This is a genomic window from Embleya scabrispora (assembly GCF_002024165.1).
Classification (GTDB): domain Bacteria; phylum Actinomycetota; class Actinomycetes; order Streptomycetales; family Streptomycetaceae; genus Embleya; species Embleya scabrispora_A.
Genome location: NZ_MWQN01000001.1, coordinates 6,598,811 through 6,624,887, shown reverse-complemented (window position 1 = coordinate 6,624,887; position 26,077 = coordinate 6,598,811). Strand labels below are relative to the sequence as shown.

The 26,077-nt window shown below is 73.4% G+C and carries 21 protein-coding genes; 9 read left to right on the top strand and 12 right to left on the bottom strand.

The window, feature by feature from the left end:
- The first annotated feature begins 86 nt into the window (after positions 1-86).
- From B4N89_RS29085 to B4N89_RS29070, 4 genes are all read left to right on the top strand, one after another.
- Positions 87-1,460 (top strand): CoA transferase, encoded by a 1,374-nt coding sequence (locus B4N89_RS29085; RefSeq protein WP_078978734.1) that lies wholly within the window; start codon positions 87-89, stop codon positions 1,458-1,460.
- Positions 1,461-1,615: 155 nt separating this feature from the next.
- Positions 1,616-2,137, top strand: coding sequence for a hypothetical protein (locus B4N89_RS29080; protein WP_078978733.1), 522 nt, complete (start codon positions 1,616-1,618; stop codon positions 2,135-2,137).
- 161 nt (positions 2,138-2,298) lie between these two features.
- The gene (locus tag B4N89_RS52725) at positions 2,299-2,430 is read left to right on the top strand and encodes a hypothetical protein (protein WP_268812530.1); all 132 of its coding nucleotides are present in this window, start codon (positions 2,299-2,301) and stop codon (positions 2,428-2,430) included.
- Positions 2,427-3,536 carry a methyltransferase domain-containing protein gene (locus tag B4N89_RS29070; protein WP_235618837.1) on the top strand — a complete coding sequence of 370 codons (1,110 nt, stop codon included), beginning with the start codon at positions 2,427-2,429 and terminating at the stop codon, positions 3,534-3,536. The genes B4N89_RS52725 and B4N89_RS29070 overlap by 4 nt, the downstream gene beginning before the upstream one ends.
- Positions 3,537-3,623: 87 nt before the next feature.
- Here B4N89_RS29070 and B4N89_RS29065 read toward each other — a convergent pair whose 3' ends face one another.
- Positions 3,624-4,439: an SAM-dependent methyltransferase gene (locus tag B4N89_RS29065; protein ID WP_078978731.1), complete on the bottom strand. Its 816-nt coding sequence runs from the start codon at positions 4,437-4,439 to the stop codon at positions 3,624-3,626.
- Positions 4,440-4,616: 177 nt separating this feature from the next.
- On the opposite strand from B4N89_RS29065, the gene B4N89_RS29060 reads away from it, so the two are divergent.
- Positions 4,617-5,039, top strand: a complete 423-nt coding sequence (locus B4N89_RS29060; RefSeq protein WP_078978730.1) for an STAS domain-containing protein — start codon at positions 4,617-4,619, stop codon at positions 5,037-5,039.
- Here B4N89_RS29060 and B4N89_RS29055 read toward each other — a convergent pair.
- Positions 4,950-5,939, bottom strand: a complete 990-nt coding sequence (locus B4N89_RS29055) for a sigma-70 family RNA polymerase sigma factor (protein ID WP_078978729.1) — start codon at positions 5,937-5,939, stop codon at positions 4,950-4,952. The genes B4N89_RS29060 and B4N89_RS29055 overlap by 90 nt on opposite strands.
- 110 nt (positions 5,940-6,049) lie before the next feature.
- Positions 6,050-6,373, bottom strand: a complete 324-nt coding sequence (locus B4N89_RS29050) for a ubiquitin carboxyl-terminal hydrolase 14 (protein WP_078978728.1) — start codon at positions 6,371-6,373, stop codon at positions 6,050-6,052.
- A 377-nt stretch (positions 6,374-6,750) separates the two neighbouring features.
- Between B4N89_RS29050 and B4N89_RS29045 the strand changes: the two genes are divergently transcribed.
- The gene (locus B4N89_RS29045) at positions 6,751-7,674 is read left to right on the top strand and encodes an SDR family NAD(P)-dependent oxidoreductase (protein ID WP_201260928.1); all 924 of its coding nucleotides are present in this window, start codon (positions 6,751-6,753) and stop codon (positions 7,672-7,674) included.
- A 35-nt stretch (positions 7,675-7,709) separates the two neighbouring features.
- Positions 7,710-8,645 carry an alpha/beta fold hydrolase gene (locus B4N89_RS29040; protein ID WP_078978727.1) on the top strand — a complete coding sequence of 312 codons (936 nt, stop codon included), beginning with the start codon at positions 7,710-7,712 and terminating at the stop codon, positions 8,643-8,645.
- A gap of 105 nt (positions 8,646-8,750) precedes the next feature.
- Here the strand turns inward: B4N89_RS29040 and B4N89_RS29035 are convergent, their stop codons facing one another.
- The 7 genes from B4N89_RS29035 to B4N89_RS29010 all read right to left on the bottom strand — a co-directional run bounded on the left by B4N89_RS29035 (position 8,751) and on the right by B4N89_RS29010 (position 17,491).
- On the bottom strand, positions 8,751-10,979 hold the full coding sequence (locus B4N89_RS29035; RefSeq protein WP_078978726.1) for a HelD family protein: 2,229 nt from the start codon (positions 10,977-10,979) through the stop codon (positions 8,751-8,753).
- Between the two features lie 318 nt (positions 10,980-11,297).
- Complete coding sequence (locus B4N89_RS29030; RefSeq protein WP_078978725.1) at positions 11,298-12,860, bottom strand: putative Ig domain-containing protein; 1,563 nt, start codon at positions 12,858-12,860, stop codon at positions 11,298-11,300.
- Positions 12,861-13,147: 287 nt separating this feature from the next.
- Positions 13,148-13,276, bottom strand: coding sequence for a hypothetical protein (locus B4N89_RS52720; RefSeq protein WP_268812529.1), 129 nt, complete (start codon positions 13,274-13,276; stop codon positions 13,148-13,150).
- A gap of 354 nt (positions 13,277-13,630) precedes the next feature.
- A complete protein-coding gene (locus tag B4N89_RS29025) occupies positions 13,631-14,653 on the bottom strand; it encodes a TIGR03617 family F420-dependent LLM class oxidoreductase (RefSeq protein WP_078978724.1) in 1,023 nt (340 codons plus the stop codon).
- The gene (locus B4N89_RS29020) at positions 14,650-15,555 is read right to left on the bottom strand and encodes an SDR family NAD(P)-dependent oxidoreductase (RefSeq protein WP_078978723.1); all 906 of its coding nucleotides are present in this window, start codon (positions 15,553-15,555) and stop codon (positions 14,650-14,652) included. The genes B4N89_RS29025 and B4N89_RS29020 overlap by 4 nt, the downstream gene beginning before the upstream one ends.
- 95 nt (positions 15,556-15,650) lie before the next feature.
- On the bottom strand, positions 15,651-16,283 hold the full coding sequence (locus tag B4N89_RS29015) for a response regulator (RefSeq protein WP_078978722.1): 633 nt from the start codon (positions 16,281-16,283) through the stop codon (positions 15,651-15,653).
- The gene (locus B4N89_RS29010; RefSeq protein ID WP_078979714.1) at positions 16,280-17,491 is read right to left on the bottom strand and encodes a sensor histidine kinase; all 1,212 of its coding nucleotides are present in this window, start codon (positions 17,489-17,491) and stop codon (positions 16,280-16,282) included. The genes B4N89_RS29015 and B4N89_RS29010 overlap by 4 nt, the downstream gene beginning before the upstream one ends.
- 267 nt (positions 17,492-17,758) lie before the next feature.
- On the opposite strand from B4N89_RS29010, the gene B4N89_RS29005 reads away from it, so the two are divergent.
- Entirely contained in the window at positions 17,759-18,316 is a 558-nt protein-coding gene (locus tag B4N89_RS29005; RefSeq protein WP_078978721.1) for a GlcG/HbpS family heme-binding protein, read from the top strand.
- An 829-nt stretch (positions 18,317-19,145) separates the two neighbouring features.
- Here the strand turns inward: B4N89_RS29005 and B4N89_RS48005 are convergent.
- Both B4N89_RS48005 and B4N89_RS28995 read right to left on the bottom strand, forming a co-directional pair.
- Entirely contained in the window at positions 19,146-19,364 is a 219-nt protein-coding gene (locus tag B4N89_RS48005; RefSeq protein ID WP_101897204.1) for a hypothetical protein, read from the bottom strand.
- A 251-nt stretch (positions 19,365-19,615) separates the two neighbouring features.
- Positions 19,616-20,968: a GH1 family beta-glucosidase gene (locus B4N89_RS28995; protein WP_078978719.1), complete on the bottom strand. Its 1,353-nt coding sequence runs from the start codon at positions 20,966-20,968 to the stop codon at positions 19,616-19,618.
- Between the two features lie 145 nt (positions 20,969-21,113).
- On the opposite strand from B4N89_RS28995, the gene B4N89_RS28990 reads away from it, so the two are divergent.
- A complete protein-coding gene (locus B4N89_RS28990; protein ID WP_078978718.1) occupies positions 21,114-24,932 on the top strand; it encodes an ABC transporter ATP-binding protein in 3,819 nt (1,272 codons plus the stop codon).
- Positions 24,933-26,077 lie beyond the last annotated feature (1,145 nt).

Here is a 26,077-nt window from a genome sequence, read left to right as displayed (position 1 = left end):
GGAGATCGCCGACCCGCTAGTTTGCCCTCGGGACGCCTCGAACAGGCAACCCAGGGCTGTGAGGTTCGCCGAACTGTGAGGTCTCGATGCGTAGCACCCCCGCGCAACTCCTCGACCAGGCCTGGCGCGCCCTCGGCGGCGACCCCGCCGACCGCGCGCACATCATCTTCACCGGCCCCGCGCACACGCTGTCCTCCGCGCTGCCGGTGACCGCGCTCGCCCAGGCCTCGATCGGCGCCGCCGCCCTGGCCGCCCGCGAACTCGCCGTCGCCCGCGGCGGATCCGACCCCGCACCGGTGGTCCTGGACAGCCGGGCCGCGGCCGTCGCGGTGGGCAGCGACCGCCATCTGCGCCTGGCCGGGCAACCGCTGGTGTCGATGCACCCGCTCTCCCGCTTCCACCGCTGCGCCGACGGCTGGGTGCGCCTGCACGGGAACTACCCGCACCACCGCGCGGCCGCGTTCGCCGCGCTCGGCGTGGACACTCCGGCGGCGGCGATCGAGGCCCTGGCCGAGCGCACCGGCGCCGAGATCGAGGAACTGCTCGCGGCACACGGCGCGTTGGGCTTCGCGGTGCGTACACCCGCCGAGTGGGCCGCCCACCCGCAGGGCGCCGCGACGGCCGCCCTGCCGCTGCTCGACCTCTCCCCCACCGACGTCGGCGACCCCTGGTGCGTCGGGCCCGCGGCCGCGCCCGCCGCCGGGGTCCGCGTACTCGACCTCACCCGGGTCCTCGCCGGCCCCACCGGCACCCGTACCCTCGCCCACCTCGGGGCCGACGTCCTGCGCGTGGACTCCCCGCACCTGCCGGAGAACCCGGGCGAATACTGGGACAACGCGTTCGGCAAACGCTCCACGCTGCTCGACCTGCGCGAGCGCGGCGACCGGGCCCGCTTCGACGAACTGCTCGCCGGCGCACACGTGGTGATCACCGGATACCGCACCGACGCGATGGCCGCGCTCGGCCTGGACCACGACACCCTGGCCGCCCGACACCCCGGCCTGATCACCGCCGCGTTCAACGCCTGGGGGCCCGGCCCATGGGTGAACCGGCGCGGCTTCGACAGCCTGGTCCAGGGCGCGTGCGGGATCGCCCGGATCGAGGCGGGCGAGGACCCGAACCCGGGCGCACTGCCCACCCAGGTGCTCGACCGGGCCACCGGCTACCTGCTCGCGGCGGCGGTGCTGCGCGCGCTGAGCGTGCGTCGGGCGAGCCATCGGGGCAGCCGGATCGACCTCGCCCTCGCCCGGACCGCGCACTGGCTGATGTCCGGGTACGCGCCCGGCGAACCCGAGGTCGCCGAACCCTTCGACCCGGCGCCGCACCTCGGCGTAACCGACACCGCGATCGGTCGACTCGTCCACGCGCGGCCGCCGTTCGAACTCCCGGGCCTGCCCGCCGCCCGGCCGCACCCGCCGACCCCGTGGGGCTCCGCCGAACCGCTCTGGCAACCCACCTGACCCCGGCGGTAACTCCCGTCCCACAAGCCGGACTTGGCCCCACATACGCGCAGGTCGCAGCGGGCCCGGTGTCGGTGCCGGATGGGATGCTCGACACATGGGTTGAGCGCCACCGCGGCCGACCCGCCGCGGCTCGACGCAGAGGAGGATCCTCCATGTCCACGATCAACACCATGACCCGGCTGACCCCCGTGAAACCCGCGACCGTGCGCCGGGCCCTGACCCGGATCGACACCAAGACCGTGCGCACCCACCCCGACGGCGGGCGGCCCGGCGCACCCGGCATCTCGCTGCGCACCCTGGCCACCCTCCAGCGCGGCCGACTGGTCCGCCTCGGCACCGAAGTACCGCTGCGCGGCCGGAACATGGGCATCACCCGCGCCGGCCGCCAGGCGCTGATCGCCCGCGGCCGGCACCGCAAGGGCGCGTGGGCCGCGCTCTTGAACCAGGAGCTGACCTGGACCACCGCGGGCGGCGACGTGCTGGAGATCGCCGACATGCACCCGTACCACTGCGCCAACGCCGCCGCCTGGCTCCAACGCAACGCGGCGGCGATCCGCGCCGACGCAGACCCGCGTCGCCGCGGCGACGCGGTCGCCTGGATCGACGAAACCCCACTCCTGCGCGCCCTGGTAGCCGCGGTGGAGGACACCCTCCCGCCGTCCCCGTCCCGCTGACTCCCCCGCACCCAAGTCCCATCGAGTCCCGGTGCCCGCCCACCGCCTCCGGCGGGCGGGCACCAAGCCGAACAAACCCAACACTTTCGGGTATTCGGCCTCCTGCGGCCGCCGGGCAGGCACAGCATGGGTACCGACTCGACACCTCGGGAGGTACGACGATGGCTGAGCACGGAAGGCCCGGCAACGACGGGGACGGCAAGACCCCCCATCGTGACAAGGACGGCCGATGGCCGAAGGACAAGCCGATCCCGTCGAACGACCCCACCGACCCGAAGGACAAGGACGAGTGACGGACACTCGCCCCCTGTGGGATCGCGTGTTCGCGGACACACCCCGTCGCCCCTACGTCCCCGACGTGGTGTGGGCGGGCGATGACGACGCACGGATCGACCGCGGCACCGACCCAAACGCATGGGAGGAAGCCGTAGCGGCGGACATCCCCCTCGTTACCCAGGTGGACGACGGGACCGACGCCGGCCACATGATCCCCACGTCGTCCGTGTCGATGCCGTTCCTGGTTCGGCTCATGCTCGAACGGCTCGATCCGCACACCGATCACAACGTGCTCGAAATCGGCACGGGAACCGGATGGTCGACAGCGCTGTTGGCCACGGCACTGACGCACGGTCGGGTGACATCCATCGAGGTGGACCCGACCGTCGCAAGCCGAGCCCGAGAGTCCCTGTCCGCCCGTGACTTCGAACCGACGCTGATCGTCGGCGACGGATTGCGGGGGCACAAGGAAGGTGCGCCGTACGACCGCCTCATCGCGACCATGGCGGTTCAACGCGTGCCGTACGAGTGGGTGGAGCAGGTACGCCCCGGTGGGGTGATCGTGACGCCCTGGGGCACGCCGTACAACAACAGCTCGCTGTTGCGGTTGGTCGTCGCGGGCGACGGCACGGCAAGCGGCCGGTTCGTCGGCAACGCCGCGTTCATGTTCGCCCGGTCGCAGCGCCGCCGGTTCGAGGACCGCAGATTGGTGGGCGACGTCATCGCGGACCCGGACACGGCCCGGGTGCGACACACCACGACGGATCCGCGACCCATCCGGGAGGAGCACGCCGACTTCGCGATCGGGTTGCGGCTGCCCGAGGTGGAGCACCGCACGTTCTTCGGATCGGGCGACAGAGCCGAACAGTTCACGGTCTGGTACGCCGACGGAACGTCATGGGCAGCCATCGACTACAAACCCGGCGTGGACACCTACGAGGTGAACGAGCACGGGCCACGTGACCTGTGGGCGGAGATCGAAGCCGCCTACGCGGCGTGGCGCGATCAGGGCGAGCCGCCACGCGAACGGCACGGGGTCACCGTGACCGGTGACGACCAGTGGGCATGGCTCGACGAACCCGGCGGCGGCAGAGTGGAGATCGGACCGGCGCCGACCACCTAGCACCGTGGCAGCCCCGGCCCCGGCCCCGGGCATCAGGGGTCGGGGCTGTTCGCACCCGGTTGGCGCGCAGCGCACAGCGCGCGGCGGTTACGCCTTGCGGCCGACCGCGGTGTAGATCCAGGACTGGGACAGGCGCTCGGGGGAAAGGTCGGTACCTTCCTCCGGGCGCCACAACGGGGCCTGGACCAGGCCGGGTTCGACCAGGTCGACGCCGGTCAGGTAGCTCGCGATGGTGGCGTGTGGGCGGGGCAGCATGAATTCGGCGTCGTCGTTGATTTCCAGCACTCGTTCCGCCGAGATCGGCGGCAGGAAGTCCGACGTGGTGTGCGAGGCGATCAGCAGGCTGCCCGAAGGCACCGCGTCGAGCAGTCGGTTCACGATGCCCGCCGGGTCCTCGGCGTCCGCCACGTAGTGCAGGATCGCCACCAGGAGCAGCCCCACGGGGCGGTCGAAGTCGATCACCTCGCGCACCTCGGGGGCGGCCAGGATCTTCTCCGGCTCGCGCACGTCGCCCATGGTGAACGTGGTCCGGCCCCGATCGGTGGCGGGCATCAACGCGCGGGCGTGCGCGAGCACGATCGGGTCGTTGTCCACGTAGGCCACCCGGGCCGAGGGCACGATCTCCTGGGCCACCTCGTGCGTGTTGCCCGGCGCGGGGATCCCGGTGCCGATGTCGAGGAACTGGTCGATGCCCTGCTCGGCCGCGTAGCGGACCGCGCGCCCGAGGAAGGCCCGGTTGTCGAGGGCGGTGACCGAGGTCTGCGGGGCGACCGCGATGAACCGTTCGGCAAGCTCACGATCGACCGGGTAGTTGGTCTTGCCGCCGATGTGGTAGTCGTACACACGGGCGGGGTGGGGACGACTGATGTCGATCCCGGTGGGCGCCCAGTCCTGCTCGGACAACGTGTCATCCCCTCGAAGTCGGTACGGCGTCAGCCTACGACACCCAAACCGACGACTTCACAAGGGATTTGATCAAACCTTCACACTCGCCGCGCGGCCCCGGGCCCACGGCTCGTGATGAGTTTTGCCCGGCGCAACGGTCATAACCGGGTACAGCGTCGTCACAGGAGGTCGTCGATGGTCGAACCACCCGAGCCACCCGAACCAGCCGCCCCGCAGCCCGCCGCCGCCCTGATCGTGTACGCCCCGCTCACCCGCGCGGATGTGCCCGGCCTGTGTGCGCGCCTGGTCGAGTTGCTCCACCGCGAGCGGACCGACCCCTTCCCGTGCGACGTGAGCGCCCTGGTCCGCCCGGATCTGGCCGTGATCGAGGCACTGGCCCGCCTCCAGTTGACCGCGCGCGGACTCGGCCGATGCATCCGTCTGCGCGGCGCGTCGGGCGAGTTGCGCGACCTGCTCGCCCTGACCGGCCTGGACGAGATCGTCCGGGCCGGCCCGAGGGCGGCGGGGCTAGGCGTCGAGTGTCGCCGGGAGGCCGAACAGCGGGAACAGGTGTGGCACGTCCAGGAACGCGTTGAGGCCGATGATCTGCCCCTCTGAGATCTCGATGACCTGGAGCGCCCACGGCTCGAAGCTGCCGCCGGGACCGCTGGAACGGTACTGGCCGAAGCCCGGCGTGCCGTTGGCCACGATCGGTACCAAACGCGAACCCCGGCAACCTATGCCGGTGCCCAGGAACCACTCGCGGATGTCGGCGTGCCCGCGCAGCCACAGCTCGTACGGCGGCATCGACAGGGTCGCGTCCTCGCGCAGCAGGGCGGTGAGCGAGTCGAGGTCGTAGCGCTCGAAGGCGTCCACATAGCGGGCCAGGAGCGACTGCTGCTCCTCGTCCATCGGCCGGACCGGGTCGGTCGCGGTGATCTCGCCCTCGGCGAGCGCGGCGCGGGCGCGCTGCAACGCGCTGTTGACCGAGGCGACCGAGCTGCCGAGCAGTTCGGCCACCTCGCTCGCCTTCCAGGCCAGCACCTCGCGCAGGATCAGCACCGCGCGCTGGCGCGGGGGCAGGTGCTGGAGCGCGGCGACGAACGCCAGTCGTACGCTCTCGCGCGCGACCGCCACCTCGGCCGGGTCGGCCACGCTCGGCACGACCCGGCCGTCGGGGATCGGCTCGATCCAGGTGGCCTCGGGTCGGGCCGGGGTCAGCGCGGAGGAGGCGGGCACCGGCGAGGACAGGTCCATCGGGCGGGCCCGGCGCTCGCGTCCGTTGAGGCTGTCGAGGCACACGTTGGTGGCGATCCGGTACAACCACGAGCGCACCGACGAGCGGCCCTCGAAGCGGTCGAAGCTCTTCCAGGCGCGGACCATGGTGTCCTGGACCGCGTCCTCCGCCTCGAAGACCGAGCCCAGCATGCGGTAGCAGTAGCCGGTGAGCTCGACCCGAAACGGCTCGAACTGCTCCTCGACCACGTCGGCGCCGTCCGTCGCGACCAGGTCACTCATCGGAATCTCCCGCGGATTGGGGCTTCATCGACCACGCGGCCGAGTCTAGGCAGCCGCACCGACAATCGCCCGGGCGCGACGCGGCCCACCCGCGCCCGGGCGACGGCGGGTCAGTCCACGGGCACCGCGACCAGTTCGTCGGCGTAGCACCACGCCCACTCCTCGCCGGGCTCGAAGGAGCGCACCAGCGGATGGTCGGCCGCGTGCCAGTGCGCGGTCGCGTGCCGGTTCGGCGAGCTGTCGCAACAGCCGATGTGCCCGCAGGTCAGGCACTCGCGCAGATGCACCCACCGGGTGCCGTCGCGCAGACAGTCCTCGCAGCCCTCGGTCGACCCCGGCCGCACGTTGTCGGGCAGTGTGTCGAGGTGCGAACAGGGCGCGTCCGTGGGCCGCCCGGCACCGTCCTGAACCACCTGGTACTGCGTCCCGGCCATCGTCGTACTCCTCATCCGGCGCGGCGGGCGACACCCCTTGCGTGCGCCCGATCGTCCTTTGCCTACCACGCGGACCTTCCCCGGCACGCGGACCGCCACGCGTGCCGCGATCATGCACCTGGGCGTGCTCCGGCCACGCGTCTCGGCCGCACCCCCCGATCACGCGTCTCGGTGACGCTTCCCGGGTCCGCGCCTCGGTCACGACGCGCTTCCCGGCCGCCCGCCCCGGCCGCCCATCGGCCGGTCCGGACCCGGTCTTCCGTGCCGATCAGGGCTCTCAGTAGCCTCCGGATGGCGGCGCCGGCCCACGCGGACGGTGTCTCGACGGGATGCACAGGCCAGTTATCGGATTATCCGATTAACCCCAGGGAGTGCGCGTGATACGGGACTTCACCGGACGGGTGTGCGTCGTCACCGGCGCGGGATCGGGCATCGGCCGGGCACTGGCCACGGAACTGGCCGCGCACGACGCGCGCCTCGCACTGGCCGACGTGGACGCGGAGGGACTGGCCGAGACCGCGGCACGGGCCGTCCGGCTCGGTGCTCGCGAGGTGCACACCGAGGTCCTCGACGTGGCCGACCGGGCAGCCGTACTGGCCTGGGCCGACGCCACCGCCGCGCGCTTCGGCGGGGTGGACCTGGTGGTCAACAACGCGGGCGTGGCGCTGACCGCGGGCGTCGAGGAGATGTCCTGGGACGACTTCGAGTGGCTGATGGGCGTGAACTTCTGGGGCGTCGCGTACGGCACCAAGGCCTTCCTCCCCCACCTGCGCCGCTCGCCCGACGGGCACCTGGTCAACATCTCCTCGGTGTTCGGCCTGTTCGGCGTGCCCTCGCAGAGCGCCTACTGCGCGGCCAAGTACGCGGTGCGCGGCTTCACCGAGTCGGTGCGCCAGGAGCAGCGGGTCTCCGGCTCCGGGGTCGGGGTGACCACCGTGCACCCGGGCGGGATCCGGACGAACATCGTGCGCAACTCGCGCGCCGCCGCCGGACACGACAAGGGCCGCGTGGTGGCCCTGCACGACTCGGTCTCGCGCACCTCGGCGCAGCGCGCGGCGCGGATCATCCTGAGCGGGGTGCGGCGCGGCCGGTCCCGGGTGTTCGTCGGCGCGGACGCCACCGCGATCGACGTCGGCTCGCGGCTGCTCGGCTCGGTCTTCGAACCGCTGGTGCGCGTGGTGTCCCGACGGCGGCAGGCGAGCACGCTGGTCCCGGCCGGGCCCGCGCTCTCGCCGGACGGGGTGGGATCGGCGCCGGCTTTGTCGGCGGAGGGGTATTCGGGCCCCGTTACCGGTGGGTAGAAAGTAACGGAGGGGCGCACGCGCGGGAGGCGGACATGGCGACGGACACCGGGGACACCGGGACTCTCCTTCGGCACGACATCACGATCCACACCGGCGACGGCGCGGCGCTCGTCGCGCGGGTGGCCGGGGCGCCGGACGCGAGCGTCACGGTGGTCTTCGCACACGGCTGGACGCTGCACGGCGAGGTGTGGCGGCCCCATGTCGAGGCGCTGGTGGCGGCGGGTGTCCGGGTGGTCACCTACGACCATCGCGGCCACGGGCGATCCACCGCCGGACGGGCCTCGCCGTGGACGATCGACCTGCTCGGCGACGATCTCGCCGACGTGATCGACACGGTGGCGCCCGAGGGCCCGGTGGTGCTGTGCGGGCACTCAATGGGCGGTATGACGATCATGGCCCTGGCCGCCGCCCGGCCGGAGCTGTTCGGGTCGCGGATCACCGGGGTGGTCCTGGTCGGCACGTCGGCGGGCGACCTGGTGCCGACCGGCCGCGGGTTCCCCGCGTCGGTGCGGCTCAGGTCGGTCGCGCAGACCCGGTTCTTCGCGTTCGGACAGCGGTATCCGCGCGTGTTCACCCGGGGTCGCACGCTGCTCCCGGGCCCGGACCGACCGCGTCACCTGCGGATCGTGCGCCGGAGCCTGTTCGGTCCCGACGCCGATCCGATCCTGGTGCGCGAGTGCGCGCGGATGTTGTTCGCGGCGCCCATGACCACCGTGTGCGGCTTCTTCCCGGCACTGGTACGGCACGACAAGGCGGGTGCGCTGGCGGCGCTGGGCACCATACCCGTGCACATAGTGGTGGGCGCCCACGACCGCCTCACCCCGCTCGCCCACAGCCGGGCACTGGCCGCCGAACTGCCCGACGCCACACTGCACATCGCCCCGGACTGCGGCCACATGGTCTGCACCGAACGCCCGGACAGCGTCATCGCCCCGCTGCGCGAACTGTGCGCGGACCGGGCCGCCTGAGACGTGTCCGGCCGCGAGACACCGGACGGACCGAGGCGATCGGGCCCGTCCGGCGTTCGCGAACGACCGGCCGCGGGCCCGGCGTCCGGGCACGGCCGGGAAGTGTCAGCTCGGCTCGACGCCGAGCAGTTCGGCGGTCCAGTCCGGGTCCCCCGTGACCACGGCCAGCAGCCGGGTGGCCCGGGTCAGCGCGACGTAGAGCGTGCGCATGCCGTTGGGGGACTGTTCCACGATCCCGCGCGGGTCGACGATCACCGCGACGTCGAACTCCAGGCCCTTGGCGTCGAGCGCGTCCATCAGCTGCACGCGCGCCTCCAGGCCGGCCAGGTCGGCCGCCAGGTCCTCGGTCGCGCCGACCGGGGTGACCACGCCGATCGTGCCCTCGACCGCGTCGAGGAGTTCGCGCACCAGCTTGCGCACCACCGGGCCGGCCCGCTCCCCCGCCGTGGCGTGCACCGTCGGCGGCTCGCCGCCGCTGCGCACCGCCCGCGACGGTCGGGCCCCGGGCACCGCGCGCACCAGCACGCGGGCCGCGACGTCGGCCACCTCGACCGGATTGCGGTAGTTGGTGGTGAGCTCGAACTCGTACCGGCGGCGTTCGCGCAGCGCCCCGGCCATCGCCTCGGCCGACGCGCTCGGGTCCTCCCAGGCACTCTGCGCGGGGTCCTCGACGATGGTCCAGGTCGCGTGCCGGCCGCGGCGGCCGAGCATCCGCCACTGCATCGGGGTCAGGTCCTGGGCCTCGTCGACGACGATGTGCGCGTACTCGACCGGCTCGTCCTCGTCCTCGTCGCGCGCCCGGCGCGCGCCGCGCCCGCCGGACATGCGGTCGGCGTAGGTGGTCACCTCGGTGATCTCGTCGGGCACGTCCCGGCCGACCGTCTCGCCGCTGAAGATGTCCCGGCCGTCCACCACGTACGGGTTGTCCTCGTCGGGGCTGCCGTGCGCCGGCGTGCGCTTGCGCGGCAGCGGTCCGAGCAGGCCGGTCAGCTCGTCCATCAGCGCCACGTCGTGGAAGGAGACCTCGCCGGTGCGCGCGGTCCGCGCCCAGGAGCCGGCCAGCACCGTCACCTGCTCGGGCGTCAGGTCGCGCTCGAAGCGGCGCAGCCGCTCGGGGTCGGCCAGCCCCGCCAGCACGTCCACCGGCCGCTGTAGCGGCCACCACGCGCGCAGGAACGCGGCGAACTCGTCGCGCGCGGCCACGTCCTCGTGGAAGGCGTCCTTCTCGCCGCGGCCGGCGCCGCGCGAGAGCAGCCGGCCCCACAGCTCGGTGAGCAGTTGCCGGGCCACCTGGAGGCGGGCGGTGTTCGGGCCGCCTCGGTTCTTGGCCAGCACCTCGCGGCGGATCCGGCGCAGCGCCTTGTGGTCGAGCACGATCCGGGTGCCGCGGTGCGAGACGGCGAACTCGGTCGGCGCGCCCGCCGGTACGTCGGCCACCGCGCGGCGGAGCAGGCCGCTCATCATGGCGGCGCCCTTGAGCCGGGCCGCCGCGGCGTCGTCGTGGTAGGCCGCATCGACCCCGTCGACGAGGTCGCCGAGGGAGCGCAGCACCGCGCCGCCCTCGCCGAGGGAGGGCAGGACCCGTTCGATGTAGGCGGTGAAGCGGGGGTTGGGGCCGACCACGAGCACGCCGCGCGAGCCGAACCGGCGGCGGTACTGGAAGAGCAGGTACGCGACGCGGTGCAGCGCGACGGCGGTCTTGCCGGTGCCCGGGCCGCCGCGGACCAGGACCGAGCCGTCGATGGGCGCCCGGATCGCCTCGTCCTGCTCGCGCTGGATGGTGGCCACGATGTCGTGCATCGAGCCGTCGCGGGTGCGGGAGAGCGCGGCCAGGAAGGCGCCGTCGCCGATGATCACCATGTCGCCGGCGGCGTCCGGGTCGAGCAGGTCGTCCTCGATGTCGACGACCGAGCGGCCCCGGCAGTGCAGGACGCGGCGGCGGACCACCCCGCGCGGGTCGTCGGGGGTGGCGCGGTAGAAGGCCTCGGCGGCGGGGGCGCGCCAGTCGACGACCAGCACCTCGCTGTCCTCGTCGCGGATGCCGATTCGGCCGATGTGCCGGGTCTCGCCGTCGAGCTGATCGAGCCGTCCGAAGACGAGGCCGTCGTCGGCGGCGTCGAGTGAGCGGGCCCACAGTTCGGCGCGGTAGACCATGACGTCGCGCTCGACCAGGGCCGCGCGGGTGCCGACCTGCGCCTGCCGGTAGCCCTGCCGCAGCAGTGCCTGGGCTTCGTCGCGCATGTGCTCCAGGCGCGCGTAGGAGCGGTCGACGTGGCCCTGCTCCGCGGCGAGCTCGTGTTCCTTGGCCTGGGGGTCGCCTGCCGGCGCGGGCATAGAGATGCTCCTTGTGACGTGACACAGGTCTGCGCCCACGGTGGACGAGGCGTCGACGATCGTATGTGTCGCCGGCGCCGTCTTCCCGCGGGCCGATCCGCCCACGGGGGTAGCGGCTGGGGTCGGGGGTGCTCCCCCGGAGGACAGAGCACACAGTATTCGGGACCCGCGCCACCCTCCACGACGCCCGGCCGGGTCGCCCCGGCACGGGACGACCCTCGGTCGCCGCACCGGGGCGGGGAGGCCCTTCGGGCGGGGCACACGGGCGCCCTGTCCCGGTGGGAGGGCGCACGCGCGTCCGCACGGGCGCGCGGTCGTTCAGGCGCGGCGGGCCCGGAGCAGGCGTATCGCGATCACCACGCCGATCAGGCCGACGCCGCCGAGTATCGCCCACAGCCAGGTCGAGGTCCCCGCGCTGCCGCCACCGCCGCCGTCACCCGGCGCGAGGGCGGCGCGCGCGGGCCCGGCGGCCTCGACCGCGGCGGTCACGGTGATCCCGAAGCGGGCCTTGGCCTCGTGCTTGGCCGGCGCGTTGTCGGAGACGGTGACGCCGAAGCCGGTCTCGCCGGCCGCGGTCGGTGTGCCGGTGATTCCTCCGCTGTCCGGGTCCAGGGTCAGGCCCGGCGGCAGCGGGTCGTCGGCGATCCAGTGGTACGGGGCGGTGCCGCCCTGGGCGGCCAGCTTGGCGGTGTAGGCGCGGCCGACGGTCGCGGGCGGCAGCGCGGCGGCCGGCAGCACCAGCGCGGCCGAGGGCACCCCGTCGACGGCGGCGGAGGGATCGGATTCGCCGACCGCGTTGACCGCGCTCACCGTGTACGAGTAGGTCGTGCCGTTGTCCAGGCCCTGATCGGTGTAGGTCAGGGTGTCCGCGCCGAGGGTGGCGAGCGGCGGACCGGCCGCGGCCTCGCCGTTGGTCGAGCGGTGGATCAGGTAGTTGGTGAGCGGACTGTCACCGGTGTCGGCAGGCGGCATCCAGGAGAGCACGGCTTGGCCCTGTCCGGCCGTCACCGACAACCCGCCGGGGGCGCCCGGCTTGCCGCTGCCCACTCCGGCCAGGGTCACCGTGCGGCTGCCGCCCGGGATGTTGCCGGTCAGCGTGAGCTTGCCGGTGGCGGCCCCGCGCTTGGTCGGGGTGAACACGACGGCGAACGAACACGAGGACCCGCCGGGCACGTTGGTGTCCGGGCCGAAGGCGCAGGTGGTGCCGCCGGGGTCGATCGCGAACGGGCCGTCCGCGGTCGCGGCGGAGATCATGAACGGCACGTCGCCGCTCGCGGTGATCGGCAGGTTGCGGGTGGCCTTCTGCCCGACGGGCGAGGCGCCGAAGTCGATGGCCGGCAGCACGTCGCCCACCTGCGCGGCGGGCACGGTGAAGGACAGCAGCGCGTGGCCGTCGCCGACGCCGCCGGTGGCGGATGCCTGCGCGCCGGGGAAGACGAGCGGATCGGCGTAGGGCAGACCGGCGGCCGCGGCGGGGGCGTGCAGCCAGGGCAGCGGGGTCGAGGCCGAGAACAGCGTGGTGCCGTCGTCGGCGATCCGTACCACCAGCGTCGCGCCGGCCTGGAGCGGACCGCCCGCGCTCACCGCGGCGGAGCCGGCCACCGACGTGCCCTGGGTGCCGCCGACCGCCCGGCCGTACACGGTGGCGGTCATCGCGGTCGCGCCGGCCGGGACGGTGACCCGATGGTCGCCGGCCCCGGCGACGGGGGTCTGCACCTGCGTGCTGCCGCCCGGCGCGGTCGGGGCGGCGGGTCGGGAGCGGATGCCGGCCGGCGCCGCGGCGGCCACCGGGGCGAGCGCGGCGAGCACGATCGCCGCCGCGAGCAGGCCCGTGCCGAGGGACCGAGGGCGCGGGCGACGACGGCGAATGACGCTGTGCATGGAGATGGACCCCCGGGTGGGCTGCGGCTCTCGATACCGGACGGCACCGGACGGCCCACCCCGACCCCCGCTTTCCCGGGTTCGGCGGATTCCGCGCGCTCGGCTTTCCGGCAGCTCCTCAGCGCGGATGCTAGCGGTCGTCGCGAAGGACCGGGAGTGCCCCCCGCCGGAAGATCACTCGATGGAATTCGCCGCCGTAGACCGCCTGTACGGGTGCGACCCGGCAATTCTGACCATCCGTCAGATATCTCGCCCGCGAAGCACTGCCCACTCTCGGGCGGCAGCACTCACGGTCGGCGGCGCCTCCCGAGCGCGGACCGGTCGGCGCCGTCGCGCGAGTCGGCGCCGTATCGGGGCCCGAGCAGGACGATGGCCGCCGAGAACAGGAAGAGGAACCAGGCGACGGACGCGTTCACGAAATCCTCCGGACGACACCAAGGAATCGGCTCGCAAAACGACGAGCCACTTCCCATTCTGTGCATGATCGGACCGCCCTGAAAGGTCCAATCCTCGTCAGGTGGACTGTGTTTGTGGATTGCTGCGGACCGGAATCGGCGATCCTCCGGCGCGGAGGGCCGTCGACCGGGCATCGTGGCCTCAAGCTCCCGCCGGGCCCGGGACGGTACCGGCGGGGTGGCCGGCGGCGTGCACCTCCCCCCAGTGCGCCGCCGAGGAAGACGGGCCCGCGGGCATTCCCCCCGCTCGCGGGTCCGTCGCCCCCGTTCCACCCCCTGGGCAAAACGGCGAACCGCCGCGCCGGGGCCGCCCTTTCACGCCCGGCGCAGCGCGAGCACCACGTCCCGGATCCGCCCGTCGTGCGCCGGATCACCCGGCAGCGGCACGGTGACCGCGTCCGCCAGACCGGCCCAGCGCGCGGTGATCAGGTCGGGCAACTCCTCGTAGGTGGCCATCGGGACGAGCGTGTCCAGCACCTCGTCGGTGACCAGCCGACCCGACTCCGCCCACGCGTCGCGGCGGATCATCTCCCCCAGCCGGTCCTGGAGTTCGCCCCAGCCGTACAGCTCGAGCGTGCCGCGATAGGCGGGCGTGGAGTACAGGAACGCGAACAGCCGCCGCTGCCGCTCGCGTTCCGCGTCGAGCGCGGCCCGGTCCGGACCGGCGATCACCTGCGTGCCCGCGACGAGTTCGAACCGGCGCGGGGCCGACGCGCGGGCGCGTCCCTCGGCCACGGCCGGGCGGGCGAGCGTCCGCAGGTAGCGCGGGTTCGAGTTGGTGGGGTGGGTGACCAGCCCGTCGGCGAGTTCGCCCGCGAGCGCGCACATCCCCCGGCCGACCCCGCCGAGCAGGATCCTCGGCGGCGCGGTCTCCCGGTCCGGGCCGGGGTTGAAGTAGGGCTGCATCCGGGTGAGTCGGTGGTGCGGGCCGTGGTGGGCGGGCGGCTCGCCGGTGCGAAACGCCTCGAACGCGGCCCGGACCGCGCCCAGGTAGTCCCGCATCCGCGCCACCGGCGCCGACCACGGCATCCCGTACCGGTCCTCGATGTTCTGCCGGACCTGGCTGCCCAGGCCGAGTTCGAACCGTCCGCCGGAGAACCGGGCCAGGTCCCACGCGCCGTACGCGCTCAGCAGTGGCGAGCGCACGAACGCCAGGGCCACCGAGGTGCGCACCACGATCCGCTCGGTGTGCTCCAGCGCGAGCAGCGCCGCGGCGAACGCGTCGTGCACGGTCTCGGCCACGCCCAGTCCGTCGAACCCGGCCGCCTCGACGCGCCGCGCGTGGGCCGGCACCTCGCGCAGCGGCAGCCGGGGGTCCATCCCGGTGTAGACCCTCACCCGGGGAAGTCCTGGCCGACCAGCGCCTCGGAGAGCGTCCACAACCGCGCCGCCGCGGCGACGTCGAGCGCCCACGGCGCGTGCTCGGCGCTGATCGCGCAGTCGGCGAGGTACACCCCGCCGACGTCCGCGAGTTCGGGCGCGGTCGCCGCCCATACCTGGGTCGCGGCGCCGCTCTCCACCCGCTTGAGCGGCGGCATCTTCGCGGCGGTGACCTTCTTGTGCAACTCCCGCCCGGCGGCGGGGGTCAGGTATCGGCCGAGGTTGGTCGCGACCATGCCCGGGTGCACCGCGTAGCAGCGCACGCCGCGCTCGCGCAGCCGGCGGTCCAGTTCGACGGTGAACAGGATGTTCGCCGTCTTGGACGCGCCGTACGCCGTCCAGGGGTGGTACTCCTCCGGCGCGCTCTCGTAGTTCGGGTCGGCCCAGCGCACGTCCGAGGCGACGTGTCCGGCGGAGCTGAGGTTGACCACGCGCGCGCCCGCGCCCAGGGTCGACACGAGCAGGTTGGTCCACAGGAAGTGGCCCAGGTGATTGGTGCCGAACTGGAGCTCGAAGCCGTCGACGGTGCGCTCGAACGGGGTGGCCATCACGCCCGCGTTGTTGATCAGCACGTCCACCCGGGGAAAGCGCTCGCGCACCTGCGCGGCGCCCGCGCGGATCGAGGCGAGCGAGGTCAGGTCGAGCACGGCGTACTCGACGCCGTCGGGCAGTTGGGCGAGCGCCGCCCGGCCCTTGTCCGCGTCGCGCGCGGTCACCACCACGCGCGCCCCGGCCGCCGCGAGCACCCGCGCGCTCTCCCGGCCCAGGCCGGAGGTGCCGCCGGTGATCAGCACGGTGCGACCGCTCGGGTCGAGGCCGGCCAGGACCTCGTCGGTGGTGGTGTCGGGTCCGAAAGGCATGGCACACTCCGCACACTGGATGCTTGACTGTGTTTAGCACTATGGAGTGTGGAAGTTGCCTTGGCAAGGCCGTCGGGGCCGCGGGTGACGGGTCGTCAGGTGAGCCGGATCAGGCGCCGCTCGGTGGCGACGCTGACCGCGGCGGTACGGGTGTCCACGCCGAGCTTCGCGTAGATGTGGCCCAGGTGGGTCTTCACCGTGGCCTGGGAGATGAACAATCGGCGGGCGATCTCCGCGTTGCCCACGCCGCGCGCGAGCAGTTGCAGGATCTCCACCTCGCGGACGGTGAGCGCGCCGTCCGGCCTGCGCATCCGGCTGAACAGGCGGGCGGCCACCTCCGGGGCCAGTACGGTGCGGCCCGCGGCGGCGTCGCGCACGGCCCGGAACAGGTCCTCGGGGCTGCCCGCCTTGAGCAGGTAGCCGGCCGCGCCCGCCTCGATCGCGCGCGAGACGTCCGCGTCGGTGTCGTACATGGTCAACACCAGAACGTGTGGCGGCTCGGGCAGCGCAAGCAGTCGCCCGGTGGCCTCCACGCCGTCGATCCCGCCGACCAGTTGCAGGTCCATCAGCACCACGTCGGGGCGCAGCGCGGCGGCGAGCCGGACCGCCTCCTCGCCGCCGGCCGCCTCCCCGATCACCTCGATCCCGTCCTCACCGGCGAACAGGGCGAGCAGCCCGGCCCGCACCACGGCGTGGTCGTCACAGACGACGAGACGGATCGGCGTCACGGGGCGGCTCCGGGGTCGGGGTCGGCGAGCGGGGGCGAGGTGCGGGTCGTGGGGGCCGCGGCGTCCGGGACGGTGGCGGCCAGGGCGGTGCCCTCGCCGGGGGCGCTTTCGACGGTGAGTTCGCCGCCGACCTCGGCCAGGCGGCGGCGCAGCGAGGGCAGGCCGTAGCCGCGCAGGTCGCCGCCGCGGGGCAGGGTCGGGTCGAAGCCGTCGCCGTCGTCGCGGATGTCCAGGGCGACCCGGTCCGGCAGGTACGTGAGGGTCACGTGCACCGACCGGGCCCCGGCGTGCTCGCGCACGTTGGCCAGCGCGCCCTGGGCGGTCCGGGTGAGCGCGGCCTCGACCGGCGCGGGCAGCGGGCGGGGTCGTCCGTCCACGGCGAGCGTGACGTCGGGCCCGTCGTCGGCCCGGAAGCGGTCGACGACCCGGGCCAGGCCGCCCGCGAGGCCGGGTGCGTCGGCCAGTTCGACGGGCGCCAGGTCCCGGACGAAGCGGCGGGTCTCCTCCACGCCGAGCGCCGCCACCCGCTCGGCCCGGCGTACGTGCGCGCGGGCCGCCGCCGGGTCGGTGTCCCAGGCGCGGTCGGCGGCCTGGAGCAACATGCGCAGGCTGGAGGTGCCCTGGGCGATGGTGTCGTGGATCTCCCGGGACAACCGCTCGCGTTCGGCCAGCGTGCCCGCCCGGCGCTCGCTGACCGCGAGTTCCGCGGCCGTGGCGCGCAGCCGTTCCTGGTCGCTGCGCATGCGGGTGAACACGGCGGTGGCGATCGCGGCGACCGCGGGCGGGCCGAGGAACAGGCTGGGGTCGATCGTGTCGGCGAGCCGATACTGGGCGATCACCACGGCCGTCGTCAGCAGGACGACCGTGCCGATCGCCGCGCGGGTCGGCAGCACCCGCAGACCGGTGTACAGCAGCGGCACCGCGCACCACGCGAAGCTGGGCGCGGCGGTGACCAGCGCCAGCCACGCGGCGAGCACCGCGGCCAGCCAGGCCAGCCGGGCGGGCGAACGCTCCGGCGGCAGCGCCAGGCCGGCCAGGTAGAGCGCGGCGAGCAGTGCGGCCAGCGCGAACACCCACGGGGCCCGGCCGTCGGTGCCGTGCCGGACCGTGTAGCGGCCCAGCGACGCGGTGAGCAGCAGCAGGAATCCCGCGTGGATCACCAGTCCGGCGTGCCGGACCGGCCACGGTTGTGTTCGCTGTCGGGGCACGACGTACCTGTTCCCTGTCCCGGTCGGCTCGATCACGCGCGACGCGCGCGGACCGACGGTCGTCTCCACCGTGGGCCGGCTCGCCCGGGCGCGGATCGGCCGATCGGTTGATCTTCGCACCCCCCGACCGGCGTGCCGGGACCGGCGGCTTTGCCGATGGCGGGCGGGCGCGCGGCCGGGAGGGTGGAGGCATCGGGACAACAACCCGACGACGACCGCTCGGGAACGGCGCGGGACTGTCGCGGGAGATGCGAAAGAGGTAGGACGATGAGCAACTTTTCCACGCGTGGTCGGGTACTGACCGGGGTCTTCTCGCTGGCGGCGGTCGGCGCGGTCACCGCCGGCGTCGCGGCGGCCCAGGTGCCGAGCGCGACCGAGGCCCGGCACGACGCGCGGCCGGCGCCGGCCGTGGTGCAGGTCAAGACGCTGGGCGTGGACGCCGCGAGCAAGGCCGCGCAGGCCGCGCTCGACGCCGCCGAGAAGGACGGCCAGAAGGTCACCGTGGTCGTGGTGGCCCGCGACGGCTCGACGCGCGTGGTGCTCAAGGGCGACGGCGCGGGCCCGCAGTCGGAGGAGTCGGCCCGGCGCAAGGCGTACACCGCCGTGTCGTGGAACGCGCCGACCTCGGCGCTGGCCCAGCGGGTGACCGCGCCGGGCGCCTCGCTCCGGGACATCCCCGGCACGCTGTTCCTGGCCGGCGCGGTACCGGTGGCGGTGGACGGCGCCCCGATCGTGGGCATCGGGGTGGCCGGTGCCCCCGCCGGCGACCTGGACGAGAAGTACGCCGCCGAGGGCCTGGCCGCGATCGCCGGTCAGCTGAAGTAGCCGACCGGCGCGGGGCGATCCCGGGGTGGTGGGGGAGGTCGCGGCCCGCACCGCCGCGACTTCCCCGACACCGGGATCGCCCGCCTGGCGCAACCGGCCCGACCGGCGTGGGTCCGCCCAACACCCACACCGGCCTGAACCGCCCACACCGGCCCGCACACCGCCCGGGTCGGCCGGAGCACCGCCCGGGTCGGCCCGAACACCAACCAGACCGGTCGGCGCCCCGCCCGCGTCGGCCCGAACACCGACCCACACCCGCCGGCGCACCGCCCACCGGCCCGCACACGGCCCGCGCACCGCCGGGGCCGGCCCGAACACCGACCACCGGCCCGCACACCGCCCACGTCAGCTCGCGCACCGCCCACACCGGCCTGAACCGCCCACACCGGCCCGAACACCGCCCGGGTCGGCCCGAACACCGACCCACACCCGCCAGCGCACCGCCCACCGGCCCGCACACCGCCCACGTCGGCTCGCGCACCGCCCACACCGGTCTGCGCACCGCCCGCATCGGCCCGAACACCGACCACGGTCCGCGCACCGCCCGCGTCGGCCCGCACACGGCCAACGCCGGCCCGCACACCGCCATACCGGCCCGCACGACGCCCACACCGGCCCGTACCGCCCACACCGGCCCGCGCACCACCCGGGTCGGCCTGCGCACCGCCGGTGGCGGCCCCGCACCGACGGCGGCGGCCCCGCACCGCCCGCGGCGGCTCGCACGCCGCCCCCGGTCCGCGCACGCCGATCCGCGCACCGCCCACGCCGGCCCGCGCGCCGTCGGCCCCCGCCCGTACACCGGATCGTGGCCCCCCGCCACCCGGGGCGGTCAGCCGAAGCGCACCGCCCCCTGGGTGTTGAAGACCGCGCTCTGGAAGGGCAACAGCAGTTGCGCGGGCAGGAAGCTGTCCGGCGTCAGCGGCTCTCGGGGCGTCTGCGCGGCGCGTGCCGCCGGAATGTAGAGCGAGGCCATCGAGCCGAAGATGACCGCGGTCGCGATCACTGCCGCCTTGCGAAATCCGTGCTTGACCATGGAATTGCCCTTCACCGGGGACGTCGGGGTTATCGAATCGGCGTCCCGCCGCACCGGGGAATTCCGGGCACGGCTCCGCCGCGCCGCCCGGGGATTTCATGGCGGCGCGGCAACTCTAGGGTTTTGTCGGCGAAGAAAAAGACGCCGTTCGCCCTCCCGGGTGACGTCATCGGTTGGCCCAGGGCCCAGGACACGCAATTTCACTCGGAAGGGTGAGGATTGTGCGCCTGCGCGCTCCCACACGTGTCCATGTCCCGTGCCGGGCGTTATCCGGGCCGCCCGGCGCCGATGCGCTCGCGCAGCCAGTGATACGACGCCCTCGGCGTGCGGGTCCCGGTCGCGAAGTCGACATGGATCAGGCCGAAGCGCTGGGAATAGCCCTCGGCCCATTCGAAGTTGTCGAGCAGGGACCACACGTAATAGCCGCGCACGTCGATTCCCGCTTTGCCCGCCGCCGCCACCGCGGCGATATGGCCGTCGAGGAACGCGATGCGTTCCGGATCGTCCCGGCCCTCGGCGGTCGAGCAACCGTTCTCGGTGATCCAGATCGGCGGCAGCGCGTCGCCGTAGCGCGCCCCGAGTCCGGTCAGCAGGGTGGTCAGCCCCTCCGGCACCACCGGCCAGTCGAACGCGGTGCGCGGCACACCGGTGATCTCCACCGTGGTGAACGGCAGCGCCGCGTCCGGCTCGGCCGCGGCGATCACCGTCGGGTTGTAGTAGTTGACGCCCAGGCCGGTGAGCGAGCCGCCGATCAGGTCGAGGTCGCCGGGTTCGACGAACGGCAGCGCGTCGCGGTCGTGGCCGTAGGCGGCCAGGTCCGGGTAGCGGCCGAGCAGCAGCGGATCGGTGAACAGCCGGTTGTGCAGGGTGTCGTAGGCGGCCGCGGCGGCGCGATCGGCCTCGCTCTCGCTCGCGGCGGTCACCGGGGTCAGGTTGTTGGACACCAGGATGCGCTCGGCGCCGGCCTCGCGCAGCAGCCGTGCGGCCAGTCCGTGACCGAGCAGTTGGTGATGCGCGGCCGGCAGCGCGTCCAGGAGCAGCGCGTGACCGGGTGCGTGCACGCCGAGCGCGTAGCCCCAGGCCATGTGGATGAAGGGCTCGTTGAGGGTGATCCAGGTGCGCACCCGGTCGCCGAGGCGGTCCGCCACGTGTCCGGCGTAGTCGGCGAATCGGGTGGCGGTGTCCCGGGCGAGCCAGCCGCCGTCGTCCTCCAGGGCCTGCGGCAGGTCCCAGTGGAACAGCGTGGGGGTGGGGGTGATGCCGCGGGCGATCAGCGCGTCGACGAGACGGTCGTAGAAGTCCAGGCCGGCCGGGTTGGGCCGGCCCCGGCCGTCGGGTTGTACGCGGGGCCAGGCGATGGAGAAGCGATAGGCGTCCACGCCCAGGCCGGCCATCAGGTCGACGTCCTCGGCCCAGCGGTGGTAATGGTCGCACGCCACCGCGCCGGTGTGGCCGTCGCGGATCCGGCCGGGCTCGGCGCAGAAGGTGTCCCAGACCGAGGGGCCGCGGCCGTCCTCGTCGACCGCGCCCTCGATCTGGTAGGCAGCGGTGGCGGTGCCCCAGGAGAATCCGGCGGGCAGGTCCCAGGGGGTGGCGGGGGACGTGGCGGGGGACGTCATGGCGGCTCCGTGGGTCGGCGGTGGGCGGAGGTCGGCCCGGCGCGCCGGGGCGCGGCCCATGATGGCCCGGTGGGTGTACGGGGTCCAGGGCTCGGTGTGCTTGTCCGAACATCGTTTCCTGGGTTAACAATTAGAATGGTTGGCTATGACAACCGGACCCGCGCCAGGCCGCCCCGAACACGGCTGGCTCCGCCGACTCATGGCGGCCTCGTGGCGGTATCGGAGCAGCGTTCTGATCGCGTTCGGCGCCTCCCTCGTGGGAATGGCCGTGACCGCGCTCGTACCGCTCGTCCAGCGCCGGGTGGTCGACGACGCGGTCGCGGGTGAGACGGGCGGCCTCGTGCCGCTGTCGATCCTGCTCGTGGGCGCGGCCCTGGTGACCTTCGGGTGTGCCTACGCCCGGCGCTATGTCGGCGGCAAGTTGTCCCTCGACGTGCAGTACGACCTGCGCACCCGGATCTTCGGCGCGCTCTCCCGCCTGGACGGGGCCCGGCAGGACGAGTTGCAGACCGGACAGATCGTCAGCCGGGGCATCTCCGACGTGACCATGGTCCAGGGCTTCATGGCGATGATCCCGATGATGACCGGCAACGTACTGCTGTTCGTCATCTCGCTCGGCGTGATGTTCTGGCTGTCCCCGCTGCTCACGGTGGTCTCGCTGGCGGTGGGTCCGGGGCTGTTCGCGGTGGCCTACCTGTCCAGGAAGCGACTATTCCCGGCCACGTGGCAGGCCCAGCAGGACGCCGCCGCGCTGGCCGGGGTGGTGGAGAGCGCGGTCACCGGGGTGCGGGTGGTCAAGGGTTTCGGGCAGGAGGAGCAGGAGTTGGCCCGGCTCGAGGCGGCCGGCCGCACGCTGTTCGCGTCCCGGTTGCGCTCGGTGCGGTTGAACAGCCGGTACACCCCGACGTTGTCCGCGATCCCCGCGCTCGGTCAGGTCGGCGTGCTCGCGCTCGGCGGGTGGTTGGCGGTGCGCGGCGAGATCACCCTCGGTACGTTCCTCGCGTTCTCCGCCTATCTGGGCCAGTTGGTCGGCCCGGTGCGGATGTTGTCCGGCCTGCTGACCTTCGGCCAGCAGGCGCGGGCCAGCGTGGAGCGCATCTTCGAGGTGATCGACTCGCAGCCGGTCGTGACCGAGAGGCCGGACGCCGAGGTGTTGCCGGCGGTCGCCGCCTCGGTCGAGTTGGCGAACGTGCGGTTCGGCTACGTCGCCTCGCGGCCGGTGCTGGACGGGCTGTCGCTGCGGGTGGAGCCGGGCGAGACCTTGGCGCTTGTGGGCACGTCCGGATCGGGCAAGTCCACCGTGTCGATGCTGCTCCCCCGGTTCTACGACGTGCAGTCGGGCGCGATCCGGGTGGACGGGCGCGACGTGCGGGACCTGACCTTCGATTCGCTGCGCGCGGCGATCGGGCTGGTGATGGAGGACAGCTTCCTGTTCTCCGACTCGGTGCGCGCGAACATCGCCTACGGCCGGCCGGACGCGACCGACGAGCAGGTGCGCGCGGCGGCGCGGGCGGCCGAGGCGGACGAGTTCATCCGCGAACTGCCCGACGGCTACGCCACGGTGGTCGGCGAGCAGGGGCTGACCCTGTCCGGCGGGCAGCGGCAACGGGTGGCGCTGGCGCGGGCGTTGCTCACCGACCCGCGCATCCTGCTGCTCGACGACGCCACTTCGGCGGTGGACCCCAAGGTCGAGGCGGAGATCCACGCCACGCTGCACCGGGTGATGGCGGGGCGGACCACGATCCTGGTCGCGCACCGCCGCTCGACGTTGGAACTGGCCGACCGGATCGCGGTGTTGGACCGGGGCCGGCTGGTGGACGTGGGCACGCACGACCAGTTGACCGCGCGGTGTTCGCTGTATCGCCTGCTGCTGTCCGGTCCGGGCGACGACGCCGAGGGGGTGGACGCGCACCTTCCGTCGCCGCTCGCCGAGGCGGGGGCGGCCTCGGGCGGCGCGAACGGGGTGACGCCCGGGTTGTGGGATCGCGCGACGGCGTCGTCCGATCGCCCGGCGCCGAGTACGAGTGCGATGGCCCGTACCCGGACCGGTGGTGGTCCGGGGAATTGGGCGGCGATGCTCCAGGCCACGCCCGAACTGCTGGCCCAGGTGCAGAAGTTGCCCCCGGCGACGGATACGCCCGATGTGGACGACGCGGCGGCGCGGCGCTCGGACACGGCGTTCGATCTGCGGTCGCTGCTGCGGCCGTTCCGCTGGGCGCTGCTGCTCGGGTTCGTGCTGGTGATCCTGGACACCGGCGCCCAGCTCGCGTTGCCGGCGCTGATCCGGGACGGGATCGACCGGGGCATCGACGACGGGGCCACCGGCGCGATCATGACGGTGTCGCTGATCGCCATCGTGATCGTGATGGCGGACTGGTTCGTCAACGTCGGACAGGCGATGGTCGCGGGCCGTACCGGCGAGCGGTTGCTGTACACGCTGCGGGTGAAGACGTTCGCGCATCTGCAACGGCTCGGTCTGGACTACTACGAACGCGAGTTGTCCGGGCGGATCATGACCCGGATGACCACCGACGTGGACGCGCTGTCCACGTTCTTGCAGACCGGGCTGATCAGCGCGGTGGTCAGTGTGCTGACCTTCTTCGGGATCATGGTCGCGCTGCTCGTGCTCGACTGGGAGCTCGGGCTGATCGTGATGAGCGTGCTGCCGGTGTTGATCGCGGCGACGGTGGTGTTCCGGTCGCGGTCGTCGAAGGCGTACACCGAGGCGCGCGAGAAGGTCAGCGTGGTCAACGCCGATCTCCAGGAGAACGTCGCGGGGTTGCGGGTGTCGCAGGCGTTTCGGCGCGAGGGGCGCAACTCGGAGCGGTTCGCCGAGCGCAGCGACGACTACCGCGCGTCCCGGCTTCGGGCGCAGCGCTACATCGCGCTGTACTTCCCGTTCGGGCAGTTCCTGTCCAGCCTCGCGGCGGCGCTCGCGCTGATCGTCGGGGCGCATCGCGTGGGCGGCGGGACGTTGTCGGCCGGTGCGTTGATCGCGTACCTGCTCTACATCGACATGTTCTTCTCGCCGATCCAGCAGCTGTCGCAGGTGTTCGACGGGTATCAGCAGGCGGCGGTGGGGCTGCGCCGAATCCGGGATCTGCTGCGTACGCCCACCACGACACCGCCGCCGGCCACCGCGGTGCCGGTGCCGGTGGGCGGGCTCAAGGGCGCGATCGCCTTCGAGAACGTGCACTTCGCGTACAACGCACCCGCGTTCGCGGAGGCGGAGGCCGGATCGGAGGCGGGGTCGGTGGCCGCGGGGTCGCCCGAGGTGTTGTCGGGAGTGACGTTGCGGATCGAGCCGGGTGAGACGCTCGCGCTGGTCGGACAGACGGGTGCGGGCAAGTCGACGCTGGTCAAGCTGGTGGCCCGGTTCTACGACGTGACGTCCGGTGCGGTGACGGTGGACGGGGTGGACGTCCGCGACTACGACCTCGCGGCCTACCGACACCGGCTCGGCATCGTCCCACAGGAGGCGTATCTGGCCCCCGGCAGCGTCCGGGACGCCATCGCGTACGGCCGCCCGGACGCCGACGACGCCGAGGTCGAGGCGGCGGCCCGCGCGGTCGGCGCACACGCGGCGATCGCCGACCTGGCCGGGGGCTATCTGCACGACGTCGGCGAACGCGGCCGCAACCTGTCGGCGGGGCAACGCCAGTTGATCGCGCTCGCCCGGGCCTATCTGGTCGACCCGGACATCCTCTTGCTCGACGAGGCCACCGCCGCCCTCGACCTCGCCACGGAGGCCGCGGTCACCCGAGCCACGGAAACCCTCACCGGCCGCCGCACCACCCTGGTCGTGGCCCACCGCCTCACCACCGCCGCCCGAGCCGACCGCATCGCGGTAATCGACCGCGGCCGCCTGGTCGAACTCGGCACCCACACCGAACTCCTCACCAAATCCGGCCCCTACGCCTCCCTATGGGCAGCCTTCACCGCCACCACCAAACGCGCCGCCTGACCCAAACCCCACCAAATAAGTACCACCCAATGGTCCCGAAAACCCCGGAGCGCCCCACGCAAACACAGTCCCCCTCGGACAAACACACCACATCACCCCACCCAAGCAGCAGCCCACGCTCCCCCGCCGAACCACGTAGCCCTGACCGGCACTTGAAACCAAACATCGGCAACCCCCAAGCACCACCCGAGCCACCACCGACCGACACACCCCCACCAGCCCAGTCCGCGCTTACCGAATTGCGCGCTTCTGGTTGCGGCGGCCGGCGCGAGGTCCGCCCGAGTACGGTCGTGGAACGCCGCCAACGTCCCGGACTCCGAGACCAAGCGGTGCCCGACAATACGGGTGCATTGCTCGATGAAAACCGGCGGGCAGCGACGGGCCGGGAGGGCGGTCGGTCCGGTCCCGTCCGCCGAAGAGCCTTCCCGAGTGGGCCGAGTGTCCCCAACGAGCGTTGCGCCTTGGGCTGCGGGTGGCCGGAGCGGGGTCTGTCCGAGTCGGAGGTGGGCCGCCGCCGGCGTTCGGGGCTCCGGGACCTGGGGCTTTCGACGAGGCGGGCGTGTTGGTCGGGGAAAAGCGGCCAACGGCGGCGGGCCGAGGAGGGGGCTCGGGTCGCGCCTGCCGGGCTTGCGTACCCGAGTGGGCCGGGTAGTCCACTGCGGGCGTTACGCCTTGGCTGCGGGTGGCCGGTGCGGGGTTTGCCCGAGTCGGAGGTGGGCCGCCGCCGGCGTTCGGGGCTCCAAGACACAGAGCTCCCGACGAGATGAGCGCGTGGGTCGGCGAAAACCGGCCGGCAGCGGCGGGCGGGGAGGGCGGTCCGGTCGAGTCCGCCGAAGAGCCTCCCCGAATGGGCCGAGTGTTCTGGACGAGCGTTGCGCTTCGGTGACGAGGAGCCAATGCGGGTCTGTCCGAGTCGGTGGTGTGCCGCCGCCGGCGTGGGATCTGGGGCTTTCGACGAGGCGGGTGTGTTGGTTGGGGAAAAGCGGCCAACGGCGGCGGGCCGAGGAGGGGGCTCGGGTCGTGTCCGCCGGGCTTGCGTTCCGTAGAGGGCCGGTAGTCCTCGGCGGGCGTTGGGCCTGTGGCTGCGGGTGGCCGTTCCGGGGCCGTTTCGGGGCCGGTCCGGGTCGGTGGTGGGCCGCCGCGGA

Coding starts and splice junctions, on each gene's coding strand:
- B4N89_RS29085 (WP_078978734.1), top strand. CDS start 87: ATGCGTAGCACCCCCGCGCAACTCCTCGACCAGGCCTGGCGCGCCCTC.
- B4N89_RS29080 (WP_078978733.1), top strand. CDS start 1,616: ATGTCCACGATCAACACCATGACCCGGCTGACCCCCGTGAAACCCGCG.
- B4N89_RS52725 (WP_268812530.1), top strand. CDS start 2,299: ATGGCTGAGCACGGAAGGCCCGGCAACGACGGGGACGGCAAGACCCCC.
- B4N89_RS29060 (WP_078978730.1), top strand. CDS start 4,617: ATGGTCGAACCACCCGAGCCACCCGAACCAGCCGCCCCGCAGCCCGCC.
- B4N89_RS29055 (WP_078978729.1), bottom strand. CDS start 5,939: ATGAGTGACCTGGTCGCGACGGACGGCGCCGACGTGGTCGAGGAGCAG.
- B4N89_RS29050 (WP_078978728.1), bottom strand. CDS start 6,373: ATGGCCGGGACGCAGTACCAGGTGGTTCAGGACGGTGCCGGGCGGCCC.
- B4N89_RS29040 (WP_078978727.1), top strand. CDS start 7,710: ATGGCGACGGACACCGGGGACACCGGGACTCTCCTTCGGCACGACATC.
- B4N89_RS29035 (WP_078978726.1), bottom strand. CDS start 10,979: ATGCCCGCGCCGGCAGGCGACCCCCAGGCCAAGGAACACGAGCTCGCC.
- B4N89_RS29030 (WP_078978725.1), bottom strand. CDS start 12,860: ATGCACAGCGTCATTCGCCGTCGTCGCCCGCGCCCTCGGTCCCTCGGC.
- B4N89_RS29020 (WP_078978723.1), bottom strand. CDS start 15,555: ATGCCTTTCGGACCCGACACCACCACCGACGAGGTCCTGGCCGGCCTC.
- B4N89_RS29005 (WP_078978721.1), top strand. CDS start 17,759: ATGAGCAACTTTTCCACGCGTGGTCGGGTACTGACCGGGGTCTTCTCG.
- B4N89_RS28995 (WP_078978719.1), bottom strand. CDS start 20,968: ATGACGTCCCCCGCCACGTCCCCCGCCACCCCCTGGGACCTGCCCGCC.
- B4N89_RS28990 (WP_078978718.1), top strand. CDS start 21,114: ATGACAACCGGACCCGCGCCAGGCCGCCCCGAACACGGCTGGCTCCGC.